This window comes from Sporosarcina sp. P20a, assembly GCF_002743175.1.
GTDB lineage: Bacteria > Bacillota > Bacilli > Bacillales_A > Planococcaceae > Sporosarcina.
Genome location: NZ_PDYT01000002.1, coordinates 340,562 through 361,696 on the forward strand (window position 1 = coordinate 340,562; position 21,135 = coordinate 361,696).

General features: G+C 41.5%; 18 protein-coding genes. 5 read left to right on the forward strand and 13 right to left on the reverse strand.

Annotation, left to right across the window (positions count from 1 at the left end):
• The first annotated feature begins 47 nt into the window (after window positions 1–47).
• The gene (gene sspI, locus CSV72_RS05080) at window positions 48–263 is read left to right on the forward strand and encodes a small acid-soluble spore protein SspI (protein WP_099632866.1); all 216 of its coding nucleotides are present in this window, start codon (window positions 48–50) and stop codon (window positions 261–263) included.
• A 288-nt stretch (window positions 264–551) separates the two neighbouring features.
• Here sspI and CSV72_RS05085 read toward each other — a convergent pair whose 3' ends face one another.
• The 5 genes from CSV72_RS05085 to CSV72_RS05105 all read right to left on the reverse strand — a co-directional run bounded on the left by CSV72_RS05085 (window position 552) and on the right by CSV72_RS05105 (window position 6,196).
• Window positions 552–2,174, reverse strand: a complete 1,623-nt coding sequence (locus tag CSV72_RS05085; protein WP_099677504.1) for a long-chain fatty acid--CoA ligase — start codon at window positions 2,172–2,174, stop codon at window positions 552–554.
• A 224-nt stretch (window positions 2,175–2,398) separates the two neighbouring features.
• Window positions 2,399–2,857: a small multi-drug export protein gene (locus tag CSV72_RS05090; RefSeq protein ID WP_099677410.1), complete on the reverse strand. Its 459-nt coding sequence runs from the start codon at window positions 2,855–2,857 to the stop codon at window positions 2,399–2,401.
• 105 nt (window positions 2,858–2,962) lie between these two features.
• Window positions 2,963–3,928, reverse strand: a complete 966-nt coding sequence (gene argF / locus CSV72_RS05095) for an ornithine carbamoyltransferase (RefSeq protein WP_099677411.1) — start codon at window positions 3,926–3,928, stop codon at window positions 2,963–2,965.
• Between the two features lie 147 nt (window positions 3,929–4,075).
• A complete protein-coding gene (locus CSV72_RS05100) occupies window positions 4,076–5,161 on the reverse strand; it encodes a M42 family metallopeptidase (protein WP_099677412.1) in 1,086 nt (361 codons plus the stop codon).
• Between the two features lie 48 nt (window positions 5,162–5,209).
• On the reverse strand, window positions 5,210–6,196 hold the full coding sequence (locus tag CSV72_RS05105; protein ID WP_099677413.1) for a diaminopimelate dehydrogenase: 987 nt from the start codon (window positions 6,194–6,196) through the stop codon (window positions 5,210–5,212).
• 157 nt (window positions 6,197–6,353) lie between these two features.
• Between CSV72_RS05105 and CSV72_RS05110 the strand changes: the two genes are divergently transcribed.
• Window positions 6,354–7,523, forward strand: a complete 1,170-nt coding sequence (locus CSV72_RS05110; protein WP_099677414.1) for an MFS transporter — start codon at window positions 6,354–6,356, stop codon at window positions 7,521–7,523.
• 633 nt (window positions 7,524–8,156) lie between these two features.
• Here the strand turns inward: CSV72_RS05110 and recQ are convergent.
• The 3 genes from recQ to pssA form a co-directional block, all read right to left on the reverse strand.
• A complete protein-coding gene (recQ, locus tag CSV72_RS05115) occupies window positions 8,157–9,929 on the reverse strand; it encodes a DNA helicase RecQ (RefSeq protein WP_099677505.1) in 1,773 nt (590 codons plus the stop codon).
• Between the two features lie 34 nt (window positions 9,930–9,963).
• Entirely contained in the window at window positions 9,964–10,377 is a 414-nt protein-coding gene (locus CSV72_RS05120) for a hemerythrin domain-containing protein (RefSeq protein WP_099677415.1), read from the reverse strand.
• A gap of 106 nt (window positions 10,378–10,483) precedes the next feature.
• Window positions 10,484–11,017: a CDP-diacylglycerol--serine O-phosphatidyltransferase gene (pssA, locus tag CSV72_RS05125; RefSeq protein WP_099677416.1), complete on the reverse strand. Its 534-nt coding sequence runs from the start codon at window positions 11,015–11,017 to the stop codon at window positions 10,484–10,486.
• Between the two features lie 56 nt (window positions 11,018–11,073).
• On the opposite strand from pssA, the gene asd reads away from it, so the two are divergent.
• Together asd and CSV72_RS05135 are read left to right on the forward strand one after the other, a co-directional pair.
• Window positions 11,074–11,853: an archaetidylserine decarboxylase gene (asd, locus tag CSV72_RS05130; protein WP_099677417.1), complete on the forward strand. Its 780-nt coding sequence runs from the start codon at window positions 11,074–11,076 to the stop codon at window positions 11,851–11,853.
• A 17-nt stretch (window positions 11,854–11,870) separates the two neighbouring features.
• The gene (locus tag CSV72_RS05135; protein ID WP_099677418.1) at window positions 11,871–12,359 is read left to right on the forward strand and encodes a DedA family protein; all 489 of its coding nucleotides are present in this window, start codon (window positions 11,871–11,873) and stop codon (window positions 12,357–12,359) included.
• 152 nt (window positions 12,360–12,511) lie between these two features.
• Here CSV72_RS05135 and cydC read toward each other — a convergent pair whose 3' ends face one another.
• The 5 genes from cydC to CSV72_RS05160 form a co-directional block, all read right to left on the reverse strand.
• The gene (gene cydC, locus CSV72_RS05140) at window positions 12,512–14,239 is read right to left on the reverse strand and encodes a thiol reductant ABC exporter subunit CydC (protein WP_099677419.1); all 1,728 of its coding nucleotides are present in this window, start codon (window positions 14,237–14,239) and stop codon (window positions 12,512–12,514) included.
• Window positions 14,236–15,957 carry a thiol reductant ABC exporter subunit CydD gene (gene cydD, locus CSV72_RS05145; RefSeq protein ID WP_099677420.1) on the reverse strand — a complete coding sequence of 574 codons (1,722 nt, stop codon included), beginning with the start codon at window positions 15,955–15,957 and terminating at the stop codon, window positions 14,236–14,238. Before cydD ends, cydC begins: the two co-directional genes overlap by 4 nt.
• Window positions 15,957–16,973, reverse strand: coding sequence for a cytochrome d ubiquinol oxidase subunit II (cydB, locus tag CSV72_RS05150; protein WP_099677421.1), 1,017 nt, complete (start codon window positions 16,971–16,973; stop codon window positions 15,957–15,959). Before cydB ends, cydD begins: the two co-directional genes overlap by 1 nt.
• Window positions 16,960–18,363: a cytochrome ubiquinol oxidase subunit I gene (locus tag CSV72_RS05155; protein WP_099677506.1), complete on the reverse strand. Its 1,404-nt coding sequence runs from the start codon at window positions 18,361–18,363 to the stop codon at window positions 16,960–16,962. The genes cydB and CSV72_RS05155 overlap by 14 nt, the downstream gene beginning before the upstream one ends.
• A gap of 498 nt (window positions 18,364–18,861) precedes the next feature.
• The gene (locus CSV72_RS05160) at window positions 18,862–19,356 is read right to left on the reverse strand and encodes a hypothetical protein (protein ID WP_099677422.1); all 495 of its coding nucleotides are present in this window, start codon (window positions 19,354–19,356) and stop codon (window positions 18,862–18,864) included.
• Between the two features lie 335 nt (window positions 19,357–19,691).
• Between CSV72_RS05160 and CSV72_RS05165 the strand changes: the two genes are divergently transcribed.
• Window positions 19,692–21,116 carry a catalase gene (locus tag CSV72_RS05165; protein ID WP_233191091.1) on the forward strand — a complete coding sequence of 475 codons (1,425 nt, stop codon included), beginning with the start codon at window positions 19,692–19,694 and terminating at the stop codon, window positions 21,114–21,116.
• Window positions 21,117–21,135: the final 19 nt, after the last annotated feature.

A 21,135-nucleotide genomic window follows, 5' to 3' on the forward strand; every position in this document is an offset into this window, starting at 1 on the left:
TTTAGCGACTTTTGTGGAAAAGATGAGAATAAAGGAGGCTGAAGAACATGAATTTCCAAATACGCGATGCCATCTCAGCAAACATGACAAACAATAGCTCCACTGACGTACGAGGTGTTATCGACGATGCCATACAACGAGGCGAAGAACATCTATTACCAGGATTAGGTGTGTTTTTCGAGCAACTATGGAAACGCGCAGACGAAACAGAAAAAGCAGAAATCACCAACGAACTATCCGAAGCATTCGCACAAGCACAATAAAGATAAAGATAAATTAAACAAAAGCCCTTCACTTCTATAATTTAGTGAAGGGCTTTTGATTTTTTGTTTTTGTTTTTGTTTTTGTTTTATCTAATTATAATCACACATAAAGAAAACTAAACTAGTTGATCGTAAGTGTAAGGCGGCGACTCCCGGAGGATCAGCGTGTGCCTTGAGACCCCGCAGGAACGCTAGTGACGAGGAGGCTCAAGCCACGCCCTCGGGAAAGCGTCCGCCTGAAACGTCGATCAACGGCGCCTTTCCCTATCCAGTCTCACTAATCTTTACTTACTTCTTCGTATAATGCTCCTTCAACTGATCCCGTAAAGCCGCTTTCAAAAACTTCCCGACAGACGTCTTTGGAATCTCCTTGACAAACAAAATCTCATCCGGAATCCACCAACTCGCAAACTGCACCTTTAGCGAATCTTTCAACTCCTGCACTTTCGCGTCATCCTCTGCCACATTCTCATTCAACACGACACAAGCCAACGGGCGCTCCATCCACTTTTCATGCGGAACTGCGATCACCGCTGCCTCATACACATCATCATGTGACATCAACGCGTTCTCCAAATCAACAGAAGAAATCCATTCGCCACCACTCTTGATCAGATCCTTCGTTCGATCCGTCAACTTCAGATAGCCGTCCTCTGTCATCACCGCAATATCTCCTGTATACAGCCAACCATCTTTAAAAGCTTCTTCCGTTCGCTCATCTTTATAATATTCACTAGCAATCCACGGGCCTCTGACAGTCAACTCACCCATCGTTTCACCGTCCCATGGTACCTCTCCGTTTTCATTGACTACACGAATATCGAGTCCAGGCATAACCAACCCTTGCAACGCACGCACATCGATTCTCTCATCTGTCGTCAAATTATCCATGGAAGATGTTAGCACTGATAAACTGACAAGCGGCGAAGTTTCCGTCATGCCATAGCCGACAATGAATGGAACTTTGTATTTCTCTTCAAATGTACGAATTAAGCCTTTTGGCGAAGCAGAGCCGCCACAAACAATACCACGCAGTGAAGATATATCTCGTGGATTCTGCTCCAATTCTTTCAGTACAGCGAGCCAAATCGTCGGAACGCCTGCAGTAATTGTCACCTTTTCACTTTCAATTAAATCGAGTAGAACGGCTGGATTAAACCCTGGACCTGGCAAGACTTGTGTCGTGCCATAGAAAACGCCGGCGAAAGGAATTCCCCATGCATTAACATGAAACATCGGTACAACAGACATGGCAATATCCCGTTCACACACACCCATTGCATCCGATAATCCAAGTGCGTAACTTTGCAGAACCAATCCTCTATGCGTATATATAACGCCTTTCGGTAATCCTGTAGTAGCTGATGTGTAGCACAGACCCGCTGGAGTATTTTCATCCAAGTCTTGTGGATAATCGTACTCATCTGACGCACTTTCTAAAAGCGCTTCATAGGAATGCACATTTTCTAATGTAGTCTCAGGTATATCTTTACTGTCGCCCATAATCACAAAATGTTTTACCGTCTTTAGCATCGGCGCCATTTTTTCAAGATGAGGGAAAAACTCTGCATCCACTAGCAAAATTTCATCTTCTGCGTGATTGATAATATACATAATATGTTCAGGCGATAAGCGAATGTTGATCATATGAAGGATTGCACCCGTACAAGGGACCGCGAAATAAGCTTCTAAATGCCGGTGATGGTTCCATGCAAATGTGCCAACTTTCGTACCATGCTCCATGCCTAGCTGCGTCAGTGCATTCGATAGTTTCCGCGTTCTCTTTGCCCATTCACGATACGTAAAACGCTGTATGCGCTGTTCTCCTGTTCGTGAAATGACCATCTTATTCGGAAAAAACCGTTCTGCCCGTGTGATAAATGTAGATAGAATTAGTGGTGTTTGCATCATATCCATCCGCTCCTCTTTCGTTAGAAGTCAAATTATCAATCCGTCGTGCACGTTTCAAAGCATGTACTATTCATTTCAATGAAATCAATGCGCAGATGGAATGATTCTCAGGATGTACTCTATGCGCAAACAAATTACTCTATGAATACTTACTAACGTTACTTTCTGAATATAGTATATACGTTGTCTAACTATTCTGTCTACATAAATCGGTAGTATATCGCTTATCCCACTTTTTGACGTGTCCAAAAGAATGCATCTACTCCGAGAACGGTTAGTGTACCAAATACAATTGACCAGATAGCTAGACTTAGCAACAACCAGATGGCGGTCTGTGATTTAGATGAGCCTAGGGCAAGTGCTAGGAACGCCGCCAGATGGGAGCCAATCAAAACAGGTCCAAGCAAAGCTAGACCTGGAACACCATAGCGTGTCCAAATTTTCTCCGCACGGGCTGTACGCTTTGAAGATGTTTTCACGTCGGTTTTCTTCTTACTTTCCCACCATTTTTTTAATTTCTGAAAAACTAAAATTTCCAGCACTATAGTTAAAGCGTTTCCTGCAAAACCAACCATAACAGCTGTCGCTAGGGACATACCACGTAGAATCCCTAAAGGAACCGCCACTAAAACTTCAAATCCCGGTGCTGCACCGGCAAGAAATACAAGCAAATATGTAATCAACTATTTTCCTCCCCTATTTCGATTCCATTCAGTATATCAAACGAAAGATAGCAGACCATAAAAAAACTGCTATCCAAATAAAATGGAAAGCAGTTGAATGATTTATTATAGTAACGATGCAAGGATCGCTTTTTGCGCATGCAGACGATTTCCGGCTTGCTGGAATACATACGAGTTATTACCGTCGATCACAGAAGTCGATACTTCTTCTTCACGGTGTGCTGGAAGACAATGCAAGAACACATAATCTTTCTTTGCATGACCGACTAATTGGTCATTAATTTGGAAATCTTTAAAATCGACTAAACGCTTCGCTGCTTCTTCTTCTTGCCCCATACTTGTCCAAACATCCGTATAAATTGCATCTGCATCTGTGGCAGACTCAACCGGATCATACGTTGACGTCACGCTTCCACCATTTGACTCGGCAATTTTCTTTGCTTTTTCAAACAAGCCTGAGTGGTATTCATAGCCTTTAGGTGTCGCCACAGAAACGTGCATGCCCATATGCGCACCAGCAATGACTAATGAATGTGCTACGTTGTTGCCGTCTCCAATATAGGAGAGTTTTAAGCCTTTCAAATCGCCTTTCACTTCTTTGATTGTAAGTAAATCTGCCATCGCTTGGCACGGGTGAAATAGATCAGTCAATCCGTTTATGATTGGAACTGAAGTATGTTCTGCCAACTCTTCCACCATTTTATGAGATTTCGCACGGATCATCACACCGTCTAGAAACTCGGATAATACTTTCCCAGTATCTGAAACAGATTCCCCGCGTCCAATCTGCAAATCTCGCGCATTCATGAACAGACCATGTCCGCCCAATTGAATCATGCCCACTTCGAATGAAATACGTGTACGAGTGGAGTTCTTCTCAAAAATCATGCCGAGTGTCTTACCTGCCAAGATGTCCGGCTTCTTACCGGCCAATGTATCTTGCTTCATGTCATATGCTAGTTGTATAAGATACGCAATTTCCTCACTAGAATAATCGAGTAATGTTAAAAAGTCGCGTCCTTTTAAGCTATCTTTGTCTATACTTGTAGTTGTTTGATTTGTCTTTACCATTTATTAATCCCCTACCATCCATTTGAAGTGTGTATAAACTAGTATACAATTGTATATTTATGAAGTCAAATGAATTTTTATAACTTATCATATTATTTCATTAAAAAACAGCGATGCTTTTTCGGCACCGCTGAGTGATCGTATAATTTATTCAAATGTAATGTTTTTCACTGCATCTGCGTCCAAACGCTTAACAATTTCAACTAACAGTTTCACTGTATTCTCAAAGTCTTGACGGTGAAGCATTGCCGCATGACTGTGGATGTACCTAGTTGGAATACAGATAGCCAATGTGGGGATCCCTGTTCCGCTCACGTGGATTGACCCACCGTCCGTTCCGCCACCGGACATCGTTGCGAATTGATACGGAATATTAAGCTCTTCTGCTGTATCGACTACGAAATTGCGTAATCCTCTATGAGATACCATTGAAGCGTCATACAACAAGATCTGTGGACCTTCACCCATTGTACCAACAGATTCTTTTGCTGTAATACCCGGTGTATCCCCTGCAATACCTACGTCAACCGCGAAGCCAATATCCGGTTGAATTTTATTCGTTGCGGTTTTCGCTCCACGCAAACCAACCTCTTCTTGAATCGCACCAACACTATACAAACGGTTCGGATGCTTTTCATCTTTCAACCGCTTCATCACTTCAATGGCGATGGCACAGCCGATCCGATTATCCCATGCTTTTGCCAGTAAGTAATTTTCATTTTTCATAACAGTGAATTCGAAGTAAGGCACGATCATATCACCTGGAAGAATGCCCCATGACAGAACTTCTTCTTTTGACTCTGCGCCTACGTCAATGAACATGTCTTTAATATCGACAGGTTTCTTGCGAGCTTCAGGCGGCAGAATATGTGGCGGCTTTGAACCAATTACGCCTGTAATCGTCTCACCTGAACGTGTCACGATGGAAACGCGTTGTGCCAGCATAACTTGTGACCACCAGCCACCTACTGTCTGAAAATATATGAAGCCTTTATCATCGATTCGTGTCAACATGAAGCCTACTTCATCCAAGTGTCCTGCAATCATGATCTTCGGCCCGTTTGCATCGCCTTCTTTGCTAGCAATCAGTGAACCGAGTCCGTCATGATCGATTTCATCTGCATAGGGTTTGATGTGCTTCGTCATGACGTCTCGTGCTTCGCGCTCATTGCCCGGAATTCCTCGTGCATCTGTTAAATCTTTTAGCATCTCTAATGTCTCATCCAGTTTCATAAAAGATTCTGCCTCCTCATTCTACATTCCAAAATAATTTACCAGGTATTACAGTAATTCTTTACGAATAACTGCAGGTGATTTAGGTGATAACAAGCCGGGTGCGATGTCATAAACTGTTTTCGCTCCAGTATCGCCTTTTTGCTGCAATTTATAAGCCGCTCTTGCATATGCGACTAGGACACTTGATGTGAATTCGGGATTGCTATCTAATTTAAGTGAGAACTCTATGACTTGATCTGTGTGTTTACCCGTGTTGCCACTGCGAATGACGAAACCGCCATGTGGCATTTTCGCATGGTCTAGACGAAGTTCTTCTTCCGTAATAAAATGAACAATCGTATCGTAATCTGCGAAGTAATCAGGCATCGTAACAATCGTTTCACGTACTTGATCTGCACTAGCTCCTTCTTCAAGAACGACATAACATTCACGTGTATGTTTATCTTTTGTCGAAAGCTCAGGGTGCTCACCGTTACGCACACGATTGATCGCATCTTCAGCTGGCAATGTGTACTGAACGCCTGCTTTCACGCCGTCAACACGACGCACTGCATCGGAGTGACCTTGACTTAATCCTTTACCCCAGAACGTATACGTTTCACCTTCTGGCAAAATGGATTCACCCATTAAACGATTGATCGAAAATAAACCCGGATCCCATCCGACAGAAATGATAGCTGTTGTTCCTGCCTCTTTAGCTACTTCATCAACTGCCGCGAAATACTCTGGAATCTTGGCATGCGTGTCGAAGCTATCTACCGTTGTAAAGTGTTTCGCAAGGGCTGGCCCTTGTTCTGGCAAATCATTTTTAGAACCACCGCATAAAATCAAGACATCAATATCATCTTTAAATGATTCTATTTCATCCAGCTTATGAACAGGTACTTGCTCTGAAAGTAATTGTACGTCTTTTGGCTCTCTGCGCGTGAATACACCAACTAATGTCATATCTTTATTTTGACTGATTGCTGACTCTACTCCACGCCCTAAATTACCGTAACCAGCGATACCTACTCGAATTTCTTTCGTCAAGATCACTCATCCCCTTATGCTTTGTTGTTTACGTTTTTCATTTTACCGTGAAGGATGATAGATTGCGAATATTTATCTTTGAGCAGTTCGGTTCTATTCGAAAAGTTTCATGTTAAAATAGATAGGAGTTGAATTTTTTGTAAAGTGAGGATCTTTTATGCGCTTTTTTGTCTATCTAATTGTTTTCTTCTCGTTCTTTGATTTATTTTCACAGTTACCGATCATGAGTCCGTTCGCTACAGGTCTCGGCGCTTCTGCTTTTATCGTCGGATTATCGGTCGGTATTTACTCGTTTGCGAATATTTTCGGTAATATCATTTCAGGTATTTTGACAGATCGTAGAGGACCATTCTATATTCTATTATTTGGTTTGTTCACATCCGCTTTGTCGTTGTTCTCATATGGATTGATTTCTGGTTCAGGATCATTAATTGGCATTCGTTTTGTGCACGGCTTAACGGAAGGTTTGATCATTCCAGCTGCCTTCACGTTTCTAGCTAACGGTTCCGAACGTTCCAAGCGTGGTAGAAATGCTGCGATCTCAGGTGCGTTTGTCGGACTTGCTGCCATTTTCGGACCTGCTTATAGTGGGATCGTTTCCGTTAAGACAAGCGTTGTGACCATCATGGCCATCAATGGGGTCTTCATGGTTCTGCTAACAATTGGCGCCGTTATTTTTTTACGTTCGTTTACATACGTAAGAAAAGTAAAGACAGCGAAACAAAAAGCAGTCAAGCCGTTAGCGTTTTTCCGCCACCCAGGTATCATACGAGCTTTTCTTGGGGCGTTCTTCCTGATGTTTTCACAAGGCGTGTTGGCCTTAGTACTCCCACTAAAGGTCGAGTACCTTCAGTTTGATGCAAAAACGACAGGCATGCTGCTAAGTGTTTTCGGTTTAGTTGCTGTGTTGATTTTCGTTTTGCCGATCAATCGTATTTTTGATATCGCTCGTCCGATGGTCACATTGGCAATCGGCTTGATTTTGATGAGTGGCAGTATGTTGTTCTTATCACTAGTTGACGAACTATCATTGATGATGTTGGCGATGGTCGTCTATGGAACCGGATTTGCATTCCTGTTCCCTTCTATTAACTCATTGCTTATTGATTCCACAGAACCCGAAACAAGAGGGAAAGCGTACGGATTCTTCTATGCATTCTTCTCGTTTGGCGTGGTAGTAGGATCTAGCGCTATTGGTATATTGGACTTGGAATTCCATCATGCCTTTATGCTTGCAAGTGCGATTTTGTTGATCGCAGCCATTTTTACATTAATCGGTTTGCGAAAAGATACTCGTCCATTCGAGGGTCAACGCTCTGCACAGTAAATAGGATAAAAAAGGTATGTCTGTTGAAGTCATTTGACTTTAATGGGCATACCTTTTTATATGGAGATTGTCGATTAATAAGTGATTTTTAAACTCGTTAAGTTCAAAAGCAAGCGCGGGGAAAAAGTGAGTTACTTAGTTAGTACGAAGGGATGGAAGCTCCAGTTGGGGGACGCTTTCCCATGGGCCCGCGGTGAGCCAACCAGTTCGCTTTGCTCTCTTTGGTTGTCTCACCTGATCGGGCTGATCCATCGGGAGTCGCCCCCAACTTCCGCTTCCATCCTACATTGATAGTGGAGATACTTGTATCACTCAATGAAGGTAGCGTGTGAATTATTATTTTATCTTAACTTATTTAAATTCAAATCTAGAAGTTCAAAATTCATTAAAACACTTATTTCAATATGCAATAAAAAGTATTATCTTCTTACACTGCAAGGGATTGGCGCTACGGAGTGGAGACTCCCGCGGGAATAGCATGAGCCTTGAGACCCCGCAGGAAAGCAGTCCTCCCTACCGCCAATCCCAAACCCAACACCACTCCTAGCCTTTTTACTTCATTATCATAGTCTTAAAATTAAAAAAGACATCACAAGGAGTCGAAAAGCAACGACTTCCTGTGATGTTTCCTATTTACGCTTGCTGCGTTGAAAATGAATCGATAATCTCAAGGAATACTTCCCCGTAACGTTCAAGCTTTGTTTCGCCTATCCCTTGCACGGTTAATAACTCTTCATTAGTAGCAGGCATTTTCGCTACCATATCTCGTAATGTCTTGTCCGAGAAAATAACGAATGGTGGGACACCAGCTTCTTGCGCCAGTTTCAAGCGCATCGCTCGTAGTTCGTTGAATAACGGATCGTCCTTAGCGACGATAGTTGTCACCATCTCGCCTTTACGCCAGACTTTTACTTTTCCTAGTAAGACATCTTTCCCATCTTCACTGACGAAAATAGTTGGATACGGTCCACTTTCAACTTGTAGGTAATTCTTTGAAATCAAAAATTCGATAAAATCTGCCACGTCTTTGGCATTGCGCCCTTTCATCAAACCATATGTCGAAAGCTCATCAAAGTTCAATTCTTTGAGCTTCTTATTTCTCGATCCTGTCAGCACTTGCGCTACCATCGTCTTACCGAAGCGTTGCCCCATACGAATAACACAGGAAAGCACTTTTTGCGTATCCACTGTTACATCAAACTGTTCGCGCGTGTCGGTACAGTTACCGCAACGACCACAATCTTCCACATCATCTTCGCCGAAATACTTGATGATATGTTTTTGCAGACAGCCTTCCGTATGGCAGTAATCTACCATCACTTGCATCTTCTTGATTTCATTCGATACACGGGAAGGTTCGGGAGACTGTTCGATGAGGAAGCGTTGTGTTAAGACGTCTTGCGAAGAGAATAACAAATAACAATCACTGTCGAGCCCGTCACGCCCTGCCCTTCCAGCTTCCTGATAATAACTCTCCATATTCTTCGGCATTTGATAATGAATGACGTAGCGAATATTGGATTTATCGATTCCCATACCGAACGCGTTAGTTGCGACCATCACGCGTGCATCTTCCATGATGAATCGGTCTTGTTGCTGTTGGCGTTCATCAATGGGTAACCCTGCATGATACTTTGCAGCTGGGATACCACTTTTTTCAAGTAATAAATAAACTTGCTCCACTGCTTTTCTAGTAGCGGCATAAATAATGCCCGATTCATTTTTGTTTTTCTGAACATATTCTTTAACGAATTGGTCTCGATTTTGACCTTTGACTACAGAGAACACCAAATTGCTTCTTTCGAAACCAGTTACGACGCGACTTACAGGCGGGATATGCAATTGTTGGCATATATCATCCTGTACTTCGGGTGTAGCCGTTGCGGTTAGTGCAAGAACAATGGGCCGGTTGTTTAAATAATCAAAGATACGATGGATATTTCGGTAACTCGGCCGGAAATCATGTCCCCATTGTGAAATACAATGCGCTTCGTCGATCGCAATTAGCGGAATCGTCATCCGCTGTAATTGATTAAGAAAGGATTCGGAATCCAATCGCTCTGGAGCCACATATAATAGTTTATATTTCCCTTCAAGCGCGTTATCCATCGTGCCAAAGTATTCTTCCGATGATAATGTACTGTTAATATATGCCGCTGGAATACCCAACTGATGCAATGCATCGACTTGGTCCTTCATCAAAGATATCAGCGGCGAAATGACAAGAACAGTTCCTTCCATCGCTAGCGCAGGTACTTGATAACAGACAGACTTACCACCACCTGTTGGCATGACGCAAAGTGAGTCATCACCTTGTAGTACTTGATCAATAACTCGCCGCTGCCCTTCTCGAAACGCTGAATAACCAAAATACTTTTCCAATATATCTAACGGATTTTGAATGATCGCCACCACCTTCCCTTAGTTACTAGTTTTGTTATTAAAATAATAAACGTTCTTCTTCTCTGCTATGTAATTCATTCACCACGATTAAGCCGTTGAATTTCTGCATAATTTCAGTTGTGACGGTTGGATCCTCCTCACGTAATGCCTCGATATCTGCAACGAGGATTCGCATCAAATCGTGGTCGCGTGTAAGCTGGATAATGTCTCGCGCAAGCTCTGGCTTCTCTTGCATTACCTGTTTATAAAAGCCTTCTTCTTCAGCATCCGCATGACTGATCACGCGCGTCTTCCAATAATCTAGTAAATGATCGCAAGCCTGCTGAACCATTTCCGTTTCACCTTGTTCTACATATTCTAGTAAATCATCTGTTTTCATTACGGCACCAGAAAGTCCACCTTCATGAATGGCTTTATGTGAATGAAGCTGTCTTAATGCGGGTCCTGACATACTGACCACTCCTTCTAGTTTTCCTTAAGCATAACAGAATTCCTGAGTCAGTGATAGCTTCCTACAATGAAAAGAGCCTTACAGAAAATTCTCTGCAAGACACTTTTCACACTTTCGCTATACGAATACGACTGACCATAAGCCATGCAAGTATACACATATAAATCACAAAGTAAGGTGCAATTAAATACGGAACTACGAAGTAACTCAATGTAAGCAAGACACCAGCTGCTGTTATAGGCATGCCATAATAGGAGCCATCGAATTCTTCGACGTTATAGCGAGCTAAACGGACTGCGCCTGCCAAAATATAAAAAATTACAGCGGACAAACCAATCCACATCGTATCAGACAACGCGGTGTCATAGAGTAGAATAGCAGGTGCTACACCGAATGAAACTAAATCGCTGAGTGAATCAAGTTCTTTACCAAATGCCGACTCTGCCTGATAATGCCTGGCCACCATTCCATCGAACCGATCAAATAATGCTGCGAAAAATATGAACATCAGACTCATATGTGCATGATCTTGAAGCACAAGTAATATCGCTATAATCCCTAAACTTAAATTAAAAAGTGTTATGATATTCGCCAACTGGGATTTTAGTTTAGTATAATTAAAATATCTAGATGAAAACAAGTTACGACCTCCTCGTACACTTCTTTAGTATATGCTTTAAATGAAAGGAAGAAAAGATGAAAACACGTATTTTTAAATCATTTGTTGAATTAACTGGGTCACCGGTCAGTTCGGCTTTGCTTAAACAAGTCACTACCTCACGTATTAGTAAACCGTTAATAAAGCCTTTTGCGTCATTCTATCATATTCAAGTAGACGAAGCGGAATACCCAATAGAACATTATAAAAGTCTCAATGACTTTTTCACCCGTTCATTACGGACTGGTAAGAGACCAATTGATAGTAATCAAAAGACTTTAATCTCTCCAGTTGACGGTGTTTTGAGCGACTCAGGCATTATAGATACACAACAACAATTTAGCGTGAAAGATAAAACATACAGTCTAGCTTCATTGCTTGGCGGCACAGAAAAAGCTGCCCGCTATACGAATGGCTATTATTATCTATTCTATCTTTCTCCTAGACATTATCATCATTTCCATTATCCTATTTCTGGAACGTTAATAAATCGCTATGCATTAGGTTCTACTTCATATCCAGTAAATGATTTAGGAATTCGTATGCGTAACGATGTATTTTCTTCTAACCATAGGGTCATTTCGGAACTCTTGACTGATTACGGACATGTAGCTGTCGTCAAAGTAGGCGCCTTAAATGTAAACAGTGTCCGCATTGCAAATTCTGAAACTACTTGTGAAAAAGGGCAAGATTTTGGTCATTTTGCATTTGGATCTACTGTTATTTTATTCATTGAACAAAATGATGTATTTAAGCCAGAAAAAATATCGTTTACGGAAGTTCAAGTTGGTGATAGGATCGGAGAATGGCAATCTTAAGTAGATGAGGTTTTCTGATGGAACATCTTCAAGAATATATAGTGCAGTATGGCTATCTTTCTATATTTTTATTTTTGGCTCTTGGTATTTTTGGACTTCCTTTGCCGGATGAAGTGCTTGTAGCATTCGCCGGTTATTTAACTTCAGCAGGTACGTTTCAATTTGCCTTCACAATCATTTTCACACTATCCGGAGTCATGGTCGGAACATTGTTCACCTATATGATTGGCAGAAAACTTGGTAAACCATTAATCCATCGTTTTGGAAATCACTTATTCCTTACGCCCCATCGTATGCACAAGATCGAGCGATGGTTTATGACTTACGGCTCGTGGACGGTGACATTTGGATACTTTGTTCCAGGTATGCGCCATTTCATTTGCTATATTTCGGGGATGAGCGGTATGAGTGTTAAACGATATGTGTTGTTTGCTACACCCGGTGTGATTGTTTCGACTACAGTTTGCTTGTTACTTGGCTATTTCATTCATCTACCTTTTTTCTAAGCGATAGTGAGATGAAAGCAAAAGGCATAGTTTATTAACAATGCCTTTTGCCTTCACGATATTAGAATTTAAAACGACGATGTCCTTTGTGTTACAGAAAGGACATCGTCGTTTTTTCACTTGTTCATGATAGTCACCGTAATTCAAGAAGTTTATATACCTTGATCTAATGCATATAGCTGCTGATATCTTTCATTTGTAGCTAATAATTCTTTATGTGTTCCGTTCATAATGACTTCCCCATCATCCATGAAAATAATACGATCCATTTTTTCCATGCCCATTAAGTGATGTGTGATCCATACGACCGTTTTATCTTCTAGAGAGTGATGAAGCGTTTCTACAAGAGAGTGCTCTGTCACCGGATCCAAACCGACAGTCGGCTCATCCAAAATGACAACTGGCGTTTGTTTCAATAAAATTCGTGCCAAAGCAATCCGTTGACGCTCTCCACCTGAGAATCGTTGCCCTGTTTCTTCCATTTGAGTTTTCAAGCCTTCTGGTAGTGATTGCAAATACTCAAATAAACCAACTTGTTCAGCTACCCGCTGCACATCTTCGAAAGTAGCAGATGCGTCACCAAGTTTTATATTATTTTGAACTGTTGTTGCGAAAAGGTATGGCTTTTGATTCAAAACGCTCATAATTTCAAATATAGAATCTCCATAGAGTGAAGCAGCTTGTTCATTGACATGTACCTGTCCGTCTGTCGGTTGAACGGTTCCAAGTAATAACTGGATAAGAGTGGACTTTCCTGCACCACTCTTACCAAGTACCGCAACTTTTTCTCCTGGTTGAATCGTCAGTGAGATATTCTGTACCGCATTTTCTTTCTGGCTTTCATAACGATAACTAACATTGTCGAGGACTATAGACACTTCATCTATATTACCTAGCTCTATTGCAATTTGTTCCTCAGCAGTGTTTTGCTGATGAATAGTATCAATCCTCTGCAAAGAAGCTTCATAAGCAGGTAAACGTTCGATCGCGAATGACACTGGGATCAGGCCTTCTAAAATCGGCAACGTAACCAATGTAAATGCAGCGATATACGTAGGTGCCAACGAACCTGCTGCGGCTTGCTGTCCTGCCCAAACTCCGACGACTAAGACCAGTAATCCCGAGAAAATTTGCAATTGCATCGTCCGAGATTGTTGCCAATACGCCAGCTTTTTATCAATGGCATGGCTTGCATGACTTTCTTCTTTAAATGACGCAAGGAATTGTTCTTTTCTGCCACTTATGATCCAATCACGTAAACCAAAAACACCTTCTGTCATCGTATTATACAATTGACTGTGAAGTTTTTTCGATTGCAGCTGGTTTTTCTTCATCATATAGAGTGAAAGCATAGGATACATAAACGTCACGATTGCTAGTAACACAGCCATAATAAGCGCAAATTTCCAGTCATAGACAGCTAGTACAATCACAGAGAAACTGAATAAGAATAATCCAATGACTGTCGGAAACAACGTACGGATATACACATCCTGTAAATGTTCAATATCATCCGCTAGTGCACCAAGTAAATCTCCCGTTTGAAAACGTGAACGAATGAATAATGCTTGCGGCTCCAGTACGTGATATAGCTGTACCCGCATATCGGCAATAATTTTCAATACGGCATTATGGCCAAGCAAACGCTCTACATATCGTAAGGCTGCACGCGAAATACCGAATGTCCGAACTGCCACGATCGGAATATAAACGAGTAATATCGTTTCAGGCCTTTCCGATGTACGGGATATTAAATATCCTGATGTGAAGGTCAACATCGCAGCCGAAAGAATAGTCAGTGTTCCGAGAAGTATAGTAGATAGTATGGTTTTGTTATATTTACGGGCATAGGGAAGTATATGTTGTTGGTACAAGTTCATACAGCATGCCCCCTTCCACGCGCTTCAAGTAAACGACAGTAGGCTCCATCTCGCTGCAATAATTGTTCGTGAGAGCCTGTTTCCACCACTTTACCATTTTCAAGTACTACAATGGTATCCATTTCCTGCATCCAATGAATCCGATGCGTAGCAAACACAACGAGTTTATCTTCGAGAAGCGGTAAGATCATTTGCTTTAATTCATGCTCTGTTTCAATATCCAAATGTGCAGTCGGCTCATCGAATAATAATATTTGACGACGTTGCAGTAACGAACGAGCTAGCGCAATCCGTTGTTCTTCTCCACCACTCAAAACTCTTCCACCTGCTCCGATCCGTTCTTCATAACCTGCCGGGAACGTTGCGATCAACTGATCCAGACCTACCCGCTCCGCCGCATCTTGTACTTCCTGCAATGTAGCATCTGGTTCATAGAAGCGAATATTTCCGATAACAGTATCCGGAAAAATCGTAGGATGTTGTGGAATATAAGCGATTTGTTTTTGCCAATCAGCAATAGCTAAGTGCGGTAATACTTGTCCGTCCAGTATGCAACTTCCATCAGTCGGAAGTGTGAAACCTGATAAGACATCAATAAGTGTTGATTTTCCTGCTCCCGAGTGACCAATGACGCCTACTTTTGTAAATCCTTGTAACTCTAAATCCAATCCTTCAAAAATCATTTGTTCATCGATTTTGACTTCGACATTTCGTAACTCCATCTTTGACTTGTCGTTCCAAGCAGCAATCGGCGAAACCATCACTGGCTGAACAACTGTTTCCTCTTCTAAGATACTGTGGATTTGTAAGCTTGCATCCTTGCCGTCAGCTGTCGCATGGAAGTCATTCCCTAACTCTCTAACAGGCGAGAAAAACTCTGGCGCCAAAATCAAAATAGCAAGTGACGGTTCAAGAAGAATCTGTCCATTAATCAATCGCAGACCCAGTTCAACCGCCACTACCGCTACGGAAAGACTCGCAAAGAAATCCAATGAAAATGAAGACAGAAACGCGTAGCGCAATGATCGATTCGTTGCAATACGATATTTATTACTGACTATAGCAATAGATTGCTCATGTGCTCGGCTACGCCCTAAGTATTTCAGTGTCACAATTCCCCGTAATGAATCGACAAAGTGCCGTGAAAGTAAGCGGTACGTATCCATCTGTTCATCAATTTTCTTCTTAGAAACCAATCCGATCAGTATTAAGAAAATGATCAGAATCGGCAAAACTATAATGAGTGTCACAGCAGACATGATATCTAAAGTAAAGACATATACCACAATGACAAAAGGAACAATAGCCATCGCTAACGTCCGTGGTATGAGCAATTCTAGATACTTTCTGAACTTCGGAACACCTTCCAAACCAAGTGTTACCAAGTGTCCAGAACCATATTTTCCAACTACTTGAGGACCAAGGTCAAAGATTTTCTTCAGTAATTGTTGCTCATAATCCTTTGCTGTTAGATCGGCAAAACGATACGAAATACGTTCCTTCGCCCATTGGATCACATGACGTACACTGTTTGCTACGACAAAAATCACAAATGACCGAAGTGCTTCACTCCAGTCTGCACCTTGGAACAATTGTGTAATCGCTTTTGCTAAATAGATCGCTTGAATAACAATGGCGATTGACTGAACTACAGTAAGTAGTCCAATCAATGCCATCACTTGTTTACTTCCTTTGTATTGAAGCAAGTATTTATCCATTAGTATTCTAGATGCTCCTTATCACCTGTCAACCGTTTACGGAACACGTAATAACTCCAAATTGTATACGCCAAAACGATTGGCACCATAGTAAACGCTACGATCGTCATGATTTTCAATGAATAGTCTCCTGAAGCCGCATCTGCAATCAACATATTAAATGCAGGATCCATTGAACTGATCATCACATTCGGGAATAGCGCGATGAAAAAATTAGCCATGATAATGATTAACACTAAACCAGTCATCGTAAAGCTCAGTCCTTCTCGTTTTGATTTCAAGAAGAAGAACAGTAAACCGTACAATATAACTGCCAGACCATACGTTGGAATCAAAATAGCGCCATGATCTGCAAAGGCATCTGTATCCAAATACGTAAAGATGATAAACAATATGAGGAATACACCAGTCAATGCATACACTTTACGTGCAGTTGCATTTGCTCGCTCACGTAACTCCCCTACAGTTTTTAAGCCGATGAACAGCAAACCATGCAGATACGATAACAGAACAAACGTCACACCGCCAATAACTGTGTAGACATTTACAAAATCAGTAAAGCTTGCATACATGTTCATATCTCCATCAATCGGTAATCCGCGAATTAAACTCGTGAAGAACACGCCAAATAGGAATGGCGGTAAAATACTACCGATGAATACTGCCCAGTCCCACGTCTTGACCCAAGCTTTCGAATCGACCTTATTACGAAACTCGAATGCTACGCCCCGTATGATGAAGGCTAGCAACAAAATAACAAACGGTAAGTAGAAACCACTAAATGCTGTTGCATACCAGTGTGGGAATGCAGCGAACATCGCACCACCCGCAGTAATCAGCCATACTTCATTAGCATCCCAAACGGGTCCAATTGTATTCATGACAACTCGTTTTTCCAAATCATTACGTGCTAAGAACTTCGTACTCATTCCGACACCGAAGTCAAATCCTTCTAAGAAGATAAACCCTATGAATAGGACAGCGATCAATATAAACCAAATATCACTTAATGGCATGTCCCGCACCTCCTGTTTCAAACGGATCTGTTGCTGATACATCCTCTTCCGGTTGTTCTTCCGGACCACGCTGGATGAATTTCACGAACAATACGACCATGATGATACCGAGGATCGTATAGATGGTAGAAAAGGAAATAAGTGAAAACAGAATCTGCCCTGCTGAAACGTTTGGTGAAATACCATCAGCCGTTTTCATCAAACCGTTGACTACCCATGGCTGTCGTCCCATTTCAGACATAATCCAACCAAATGAATTCCCTATAAACGGTAGGAAGATACCCACTACTAGAAGTCGTAAGAACCAAACGGACTCAACAATTTTCTTCCGGAACATTAGGAACAAACCAAGTGCACCTAACCCAAGTAGTGTACCGCCTGTGACCACCATTATACGGAAACTCCAGAAAGTCGTCTTAACAGGTGGAAGATATTCCCCTTCCCCATGCTGTTCAATCATTTGTTGTTCCAATGCGTTCATACCTTGTACTTTCCCTTTAAACTCACTGTATGTTAAATAGCTCAACATATAAGGTATATCAATTCGTTTCGTTGTCTCTCGATTTTCCACATCAATCTTTGCAAACAATGTCCATGCAGCCGGATCTCCACTATCTTCCCATAGCGCTTCTGCCGCGGCCATCTTCATTGGTTGTGCATGCATCAAGTACTGAGCTTGTGCGTGACCCGTAAATGCAATTCCGAGACCCGATAACATACCGATGACTAATGAAATTGCCAGAGACTTTTTAAAGAAGTCTACATTACGTTTTTTAATCAAATACCATGCGCTAACACCGACTACGAAAAATGCACCAGTAGCAAAACTTCCGAAAATCGTATGCGGGAACGCAACCCATAATTTTTCATTTGTCAGCAAGGCGACCACATCATTCATTTCCGCACGGCCATTTTGTAATACATAACCTGTTGGATTTTGCATAAATGAGTTAGCTGCCAAAATCCAAAATGCGGACATGACCGTTCCGATAGATACTAACCAAATACAAGCTAAATGTAATTTCTTCGGTAGCTTGTTCCAACCGAAGATCCAAATTCCGATAAACGTAGATTCTAAGAAAAATGCTAGTAAAGCTTCAACTGCTAGTGGAGCACCAAAGATGTCTCCAACAAATCTAGAGTAAGCCGACCAGTTCATCCCAAATTGAAACTCTTGAATGATTCCAGTCACTACGCCAATCGCGAAGTTGATCAGAAAGAAAACACTCCAGAACTTCGTCATTTTTAAGTAGATTTCATCTTTCTTCACTACATACATCGTTTGCATGATCGCTATAATCAGTGCTAGGCCGATGGACAAAGGGACGAAAATGAAATGGAACAATGTAGTAGATGCGAATTGGATTCTCGCTAATAAGACTTCTTCCAACATTTTGTTGATCTCCTTTCGAACTGTCTTTCTACTACCTAGAATAACGCAGAACGAAAATTAGTTCGTGAACTATGTACGATATTCCTGTTACAAATCTGCAAACTTATGACGAAATCGTCTAGAAGTTATGGCGGCTTTGTAACAACGCGTAAAAGATGGAGATTCGACCCGATTTCAGTGATTTTCCTCTTACAATCTACGGTTGTAAGCTGGGATTTCTGTTGTAGTTGCGAATGCTTTATATTCTATTATTAGGAAGAGGACTAAATTGAGCGGGTAACGAGTATTATAGAGCGGGTGTTTCGTAGGTATGAGCGGTTAGAACATGCCATAGAGCGGGTATGCAAGAACTATGAGCGATTGACGAAAGCTTTGAGCGGTTAAGACGTTACTATGATCATTTGTAAATTCACTATGCCTCCTTACAATACGATAATCCTCCAATGTAAAAAAACGACCAGCTCCCCCTTTAAAATAGGAAGCCAGTCGTTTTAATTAGATGTTATCTATTATTTTCATAATCTCATCATAATCAGGATGTCCTTTGTGGAGATATATAATGAAGTGATCTACATTCTTTACGGCCAACTGCTCGGTCTTACTGCCGATATACACAGGAAGATTGCCGGTTTCTTCAACTATATCAAGGCGCTTGTCAGAGGGATCTAGTTTATAGAGATGTAATGGAAGTAATGCGTCTCCATTGATCGTTAATACCATGCCACTTTCCGCTCTGAACATATCAATCGCAGCTTCATCTGGTTCGCTTACTGTTAAACCCACCTGTTCTAGCTGACTCACTACTTTTTGATATAACTCTTCATCATCCACTGCTGCAACGATGACTTCCTCTTCTTCTGGAGTTTCAGGAGTCAGTTCGGGTGTTTTCTCTGGTGGTGCTGTTTCTTCTTTATCATTGCATGCGACTAATACCACTGATAAACAGCTTAGTACAATGGCATAAAGAAACCATTTTTTCATAGTGCTCATATATCGATATCCTTTCTATGCGAAACATTTTCTATCATTATTATACATCATTCTACAATTATACTTAATATAAATCGTATTTCTAGACAATTAGTTGGCGACAAATTATGATAAATATACAGTACATAATAACCTGTACTTATTAGTAGTTATTATTAATTGATAATAATTATAAATAAGGCTTTATTTTTTGATTAAGCTTTGATATAATAGTATTCATAGGTTACTAACCAACAACTGAGGAGGAATGTATTTTGAATAACAATGATAATAATTCTCAAAAAAGAAAATTGACGACTGCTGCGGGTGCACCTGTAGTTGATAACCAAAACTCTATGTCAGCGGGTCCAAGAGGTCCACTTCTATTACAAGATGTATGGTTACTTGAAAAACTAGCGCACTTCGACCGTGAAGTGATTCCTGAACGTCGTATGCACGCAAAAGGATCTGGAGCCTACGGTACTTTCACTGTAACGCATGATATTACAAAGTATACGAAAGCAAAGTTATTTTCAGAGATTGGTAAACAGACTGAGATGTTCGCACGCTTCTCCACTGTTGCAGGCGAACGTGGTGCAGCAGATGCAGAGCGCGATATCCGCGGATTTTCTTTGAAGTTCTATACTGAAGAAGGTAACTGGGACATGGTCGGAAACAATACGCCTGTATTCTTCTTCCGTGATCCATTGCAATTCCCTGACTTGAATCATGCCGTAAAACGTGATCCACGTACAAACTTACGTAGCCCGAAAAACAACTGGGATTTCTGGACTGGACTTCCTGAAGCATTACACCAAATCACTATTGTCATGAGCGACCGTGGTATTCCTCGTTCATTCCGTGAAATGCACGGTTTCGGTAGCCATACATTCAGTATGATTAATGAAAACAATGAACGCCACTGGGTGAAGTTCCACTTCCGTTCCCAGCAAGGTATTGAAAACATGACAGATGAAGAGGCTGCAGCAACAGTTGCATCAGATCGTGAAAGTTCACAACGCGACTTGCTAACTAATATCGACAATGGCAATTTTCCTAAATGGAAAATGTACATTCAAGTGATGACAGAAGAACAAGCAATGGAAATGCCATACAATCCATTCGACTTAACAAAAGTTTGGTATAAAAAAGACTTCCCATTAATCGAAGTCGGTGAATTCGAATTAAATCGCAATCCTGAAAACTACTTTGCAGAAGTAGAACAAGCTGCCTTTACTCCAGCAGCAGTCGTTCCAGGCATTGGATTCTCACCTGATAAAATGTTACAAGCTCGTCTATTCTCTTATGGCGATGCGCAACGTTATCGTCTAGGTGTCAATCACCACCAGATTCCTGTTAACGCACCAAAATGTCCGTTCCATAGTTTCCACCGCGATGGTGCAATGCGTGTGGATGGCAATATGGGCTCTACTACTCACTACGAGCCAAACAGCTATGGTGAGTGGCAAGAACAACCAGACTTCAAAGAGCCACCGCTAAAAATTCACGGCGACGCAGATCACTGGGACTTCCGTGAAGATGACGATGATTACTTCACACAGCCTGGTAAGTTGTTCAATATTTTGAACTTAGAAGAGCAACAGCGTTTATTTGAGAACACTGCACGGAATATGGGTGACGCTCCGAAAGAGATCAAAATCAAGCATATTCGTCACTGTTACTTAGCAGACCCGAAATACGGTGAAGGTGTAGCGAAAGCATTGGATATTCCGATGGCGGACGTAGATATTGAAAATACAACAACAATTGTAGAACAATAAAATTATATGAAAAACCGCT

Bases quoted from the DNA above. Each gene is read 5' to 3' on its own strand.
- argF (WP_099677411.1), bottom strand. From the start codon at position 3,928: ATGGTAAAGACAAATCAAACAACTACAAGTATAGACAAAGATAGCTTA.
- sspI (WP_099632866.1), top strand. From the start codon at position 48: ATGAATTTCCAAATACGCGATGCCATCTCAGCAAACATGACAAACAAT.
- CSV72_RS05135 (WP_099677418.1), top strand. From the start codon at position 11,871: ATGGAACATCTTCAAGAATATATAGTGCAGTATGGCTATCTTTCTATA.
- CSV72_RS05100 (WP_099677412.1), bottom strand. From the start codon at position 5,161: ATGAAACTGGATGAGACATTAGAGATGCTAAAAGATTTAACAGATGCA.
- CSV72_RS05110 (WP_099677414.1), top strand. From the start codon at position 6,354: ATGCGCTTTTTTGTCTATCTAATTGTTTTCTTCTCGTTCTTTGATTTA.
- cydD (WP_099677420.1), bottom strand. From the start codon at position 15,957: ATGGATAAATACTTGCTTCAATACAAAGGAAGTAAACAAGTGATGGCA.
- CSV72_RS05120 (WP_099677415.1), bottom strand. From the start codon at position 10,377: ATGTCAGGACCCGCATTAAGACAGCTTCATTCACATAAAGCCATTCAT.
- CSV72_RS05165 (WP_233191091.1), top strand. From the start codon at position 19,692: ATGTCAGCGGGTCCAAGAGGTCCACTTCTATTACAAGATGTATGGTTA.
- CSV72_RS05160 (WP_099677422.1), bottom strand. From the start codon at position 19,356: ATGAGCACTATGAAAAAATGGTTTCTTTATGCCATTGTACTAAGCTGT.
- CSV72_RS05085 (WP_099677504.1), bottom strand. From the start codon at position 2,174: ATGATGCAAACACCACTAATTCTATCTACATTTATCACACGGGCAGAA.
- cydC (WP_099677419.1), bottom strand. From the start codon at position 14,239: ATGAACTTGTACCAACAACATATACTTCCCTATGCCCGTAAATATAAC.
- asd (WP_099677417.1), top strand. From the start codon at position 11,074: ATGAAAACACGTATTTTTAAATCATTTGTTGAATTAACTGGGTCACCG.
- cydB (WP_099677421.1), bottom strand. From the start codon at position 16,973: ATGCCATTAAGTGATATTTGGTTTATATTGATCGCTGTCCTATTCATA.